This window comes from Isoptericola sp. NPDC057191 (assembly GCF_042670225.1).
In the GTDB taxonomy this organism is placed as follows: Bacteria; Actinomycetota; Actinomycetes; order Actinomycetales; family Cellulomonadaceae; genus Isoptericola.
This window is the reverse complement of sequence record NZ_JBHUWC010000279.1, coordinates 1-3,397: the sequence shown is the minus strand read 5'-3', so window position 1 is coordinate 3,397 and position 3,397 is coordinate 1. Positions and strand designations below refer to the sequence as shown.

Here is a 3,397-nt window from a genome sequence, read left to right as displayed (position 1 = left end):
GCCTCGACCCCACGACGAGAGCCCGCGCCGGCGCCGGCGCGCCCCTCGTCGTGCGGCACCGGGGCGCTCACTGGCCGCGCTGCGCCTGCTCCTCGCGCCAGCCGACCTCCTTCTGGATCCACTCGTCGTCCTGCGGGAAGTCCTCGGGCCCGTTGACGCGACGCACCTCGAGCTTGGTGCCCGGTCCGCTCAGGGGGGCCCGCTTGGCCCATTCGATCGCCTCCTCCTTGGTGGCGACGTCCACGATCCAGAAGCCGTTGAAGAGCTCCTTGGTCTCGCCGTAGGGGCCGTCGGTGACGACCGGCGTGTCGGTGGAGAAGTCGATGACGGCGCCCTCGGAGGCGTCGGACAGCCCCTCGCCGGCGGCCAGCACCCCGGCGTCCATCATCGACTCGTTGTAGCGGCCCATCGCCGCGATGACCTCTCTGAAGTCGAGCTGCTCGTAGGCAGCCTGACCCTCGTCGGTCCCGCGCATGATCAGCATGTACTTCGGCATCGTCGTCGCTCCGTCCGGTCGTGGGTGGTCTGTTGGGGGTGGTCGGGTCGTCAGCTCAGAGCTGGTGGGTGCGCTCGCGCCAGGCACGCTCCCGGCGCACCCACTCGTTGTCCTGCGGGAACTCGTCGATCGACGGGATGCGGCGGATCTCGGCCTTCATCCCCGGGCCGGCGAGCGGTGCCTTCCGCGCCCAGGCGACGGCGTCGTCGATCGTGTCGACGTCGAGGATCCAGTAGCCGTTGAACAGCTCCTTGGTCTCGCCGTAAGGCCCGTCGGTCACCACCGGCTCGGCGCCCGAGTAGTCGACGACGACCCCCTTCTCCGGCTCCTCGAGCCCCTCGGCGGCGACCAGCACCCCCGCCTCGATCAGCGCGTCGTTGTAGCGGCCCATCCGCTCGAGCATGTCGTCGAAGCTGAGGCCGGACTCCTGGAACGCGCGCTGCGCCGCGTCGTCGGACCGCATGATCAGCATGTACTTGGCCATCGTCGTGCTCCCTGTCGTGTGCGCGGGTCGCCCTCCTGGCGACCTTCTCATCCCCAGGTCGAACGGGGCACGGCGGGATCGACACGGGCGGAGAGCTTTTTTCGAGGAACCTCTTGCGCCGTCCGGCTAACGGCATTAGCTTTATGGCTATGGACATCAACCCCGCCACGACGGTCACGTACCTTTCCCGCCCCGAGGGGCGCCTCGCCTACACGGACGCGGGCACCGGCCCGCTCGTGGTCGCGGTGCCTGGCATGGGCGACCTGCGCTCCACGTACGACGACCTCGTCCCCGCGCTCGTCGCGGCGGGGCATCGGGTCGTCGTCGCCGACCTGCGGGGCCACGGCGACTCGGACACCACGTTCACCACCCACGGCGACGTCGCCACCGGCACCGACCTGGTCGCCCTGGTCGAGCACCTCGACGCCGGCCCGGCAGTGCTGGTCGGCAGCTCCTTGGGCGGGTCCGCCGCCGTCTGGGCCGCCGCGGAGCGCCCCGACCTCGTGCGCGGGCTCGTGCTGATGGCGCCGCACCTGCGGGAGCTCGGCTCCCCCGCCCAGCTCCGCACCAACCGCCTGCTCTACCGTGTCCTCTTCGTCCGCCCGTGGGGCGCGGCGGCGTGGGGCTCGCTGTACACCTCGATGTTCGCCAAGGGACGCAAGTCGCCGCGGCACGCGCAGCACGTGGCCGAGATCCGGCGCAGCATGTCCGACGCCGCCCACCTGCGCTCCTTCCGCGACCTTGCTGTCGCGCTCGACCACTCCGTCATCGAGCCGCTCGTCTCTCGCGTCCAGGCGCCGTCGCTCGTCGTCGTCGGGGAGCTCGACCCCGACTACAAGGACGCCGGGGCCGAGCTCGGCCGCATGCGCGACGCGCTGGGCGGCAGCGAGCTCCTGGTGCCCGGCGTCGGCCACTACCCCCAGCACCAGGCGCCCGACGTCGTGACCCCCGCCGTCCTCGACTTCCTCGCGGGCCTCCCCGCGGCCGACGGGAGCATCCGCGACGAGGGCGCTCGTGCCTAGGGCCGGGCTCTCGCGCGACGCGGTGGTGCGCATCGCGCTGGAGCAGGTGGACGCGGGCGGGCCGACCGGTCTGGCAGACCTCACCCTCGCGAAGGTCGCCGCCACCGCCGGGGTCGCCACCCCGAGCCTCTACAAGCACGTGGGCTCGCTGGCGGCGCTGCGCCGCGACGTCGCGATGGCGATCCTCGACGAGCTGACGACGGCGAGCGCCGCCGCGACGGTCGGCCGGGCGGGCCCCGACGCCCTGCGCGCCCTCGCGCACGCGTGGCGCGACTACGCCCTCGCGCACCCCGGCCGCTACGCCGCCACCCAGCTCGCGCCCGACCCTGACGACCCCGAGGACGCCGAGCACCGCACCGCCGCAGCCCGCGTCGTCGCCCTGGTGGGGGCCGTGCTGCGCGGCTTCGGGTTGCCCGACGACCGGACGGTCGACGCCGTCCGGGCGGTCCGCGCCTCCGTGCACGGCTTCGTCACCCTCGAGGCCAGCCGCGGGTTCCGGCTCCCCGAGGACCTGGACCGCAGCTTCGACGCGCTGGTCGACATGCTCGTCGCCGGTGTCTCCGCCCTCGCCGACGCGCCGTCGGCCGCCTCCCAGGAGCCGTCATGACCGCCGCACCGCACCCTGCCGCCCCCCGTGCGACTCCGACCGCGGGGCCCGGCGACGGCGTCGGCTCCGCCGCGGTGGCACGCTGGACCGCCGCGGGCGCGGTCGCGGCGGGCGTGCTCCTGCTGCTCTTCCCCGTGCTGCGCCCCTGGCCCGACGAGTCGGTGCCGTCCGTCGCGCTCGCCGATGGGTTCGCCTCCGACCGCTGGGTGCTGGCGCACCTGTGCGGGATCGCAGGGCTCGGGATGCTCGCGCCCACCCTCCTCGGCGTGCGGACGCTGCTGCGCGGCCGCCCCGGCGCCCGTGCGGCCACGCCGGCGGTCGTGACGGCGTGGGCCGGCGCCGGCATGGCCGCCCTGTACTACGGCGCGGAGATCTTCGGCATCCGCACCCTCGCCCAGGCCGCGCTGCGCGCGGGCGACACGGCGCTCCTCGTCGAGGCCGACGCGCTGCGCGAGCAGCCCGCCGCCATGACCCTCTTCGGCGTCGGGCTCGCCCTGCTCGCCGCGGCCGGTGTGCTCACCGCCGTCGCGCTGTGGCGCGGCGGGGCGCGGCCCCGGTGGTCCGGCGTCCCGCTCGCCGCCGGCCTGCTGCTCTACCTGCCCCAGTTCTTCGGGACGCCGGCCGTGCGCGTCGGGCACGGTGTCCTCATGGCCGCCGGCCTGGGCCTCGTGGCGTGGGCGGTGCACCGCCTGGCAGCGCCGCCGGCACCGGTGAGCGAGACGGTCGCGGCATGACGACGGCCGGCCCCCCCGTGGGGTGCCCGGCCGTCGTGAGAGTGCTCGTCGAGC

The 3,397-nt window shown here is 74.6% G+C and carries 5 protein-coding genes; 3 read left to right on the top strand and 2 right to left on the bottom strand.

Translation table 11 applies throughout. The annotated features are described in order from the left end of the window. Positions 1-67 precede the first annotated feature (67 nt). Positions 68-496, bottom strand: coding sequence for a YciI family protein (locus ACFT55_RS19730; protein WP_380245551.1), 429 nt, complete (start codon positions 494-496; stop codon positions 68-70). A 55-nt stretch (positions 497-551) separates the two neighbouring features. After that, positions 552-980, bottom strand: a complete 429-nt coding sequence (locus ACFT55_RS19725) for a YciI family protein (RefSeq protein WP_380245550.1) — start codon at positions 978-980, stop codon at positions 552-554. A 149-nt stretch (positions 981-1,129) separates the two neighbouring features. On the opposite strand from ACFT55_RS19725, the gene ACFT55_RS19720 reads away from it, so the two are divergent. Genes ACFT55_RS19720 through ACFT55_RS19710 form a run of 3 tightly spaced genes read left to right on the top strand, consistent with a single transcriptional unit; the run spans position 1,130 to position 3,343 of the window. Continuing rightward, positions 1,130-2,002 carry an alpha/beta fold hydrolase gene (locus ACFT55_RS19720; protein WP_380245549.1) on the top strand — a complete coding sequence of 291 codons (873 nt, stop codon included), beginning with the start codon at positions 1,130-1,132 and terminating at the stop codon, positions 2,000-2,002. After that, positions 1,995-2,609 (top strand): TetR/AcrR family transcriptional regulator, encoded by a 615-nt coding sequence (locus tag ACFT55_RS19715; RefSeq protein WP_380245548.1) that lies wholly within the window; start codon positions 1,995-1,997, stop codon positions 2,607-2,609. Before ACFT55_RS19720 ends, ACFT55_RS19715 begins: the two co-directional genes overlap by 8 nt. After that, entirely contained in the window at positions 2,606-3,343 is a 738-nt protein-coding gene (locus tag ACFT55_RS19710) for a hypothetical protein (RefSeq protein WP_380245547.1), read from the top strand. The genes ACFT55_RS19715 and ACFT55_RS19710 overlap by 4 nt, the downstream gene beginning before the upstream one ends. The last annotated feature ends 54 nt before the right edge of the window (positions 3,344-3,397 follow it).

Coding starts and splice junctions, on each gene's coding strand:
- ACFT55_RS19730 (WP_380245551.1), bottom strand. CDS start 496: ATGCCGAAGTACATGCTGATCATGCGCGGGACCGACGAGGGTCAGGCT.
- ACFT55_RS19725 (WP_380245550.1), bottom strand. CDS start 980: ATGGCCAAGTACATGCTGATCATGCGGTCCGACGACGCGGCGCAGCGC.
- ACFT55_RS19720 (WP_380245549.1), top strand. CDS start 1,130: ATGGACATCAACCCCGCCACGACGGTCACGTACCTTTCCCGCCCCGAG.
- ACFT55_RS19710 (WP_380245547.1), top strand. CDS start 2,606: ATGACCGCCGCACCGCACCCTGCCGCCCCCCGTGCGACTCCGACCGCG.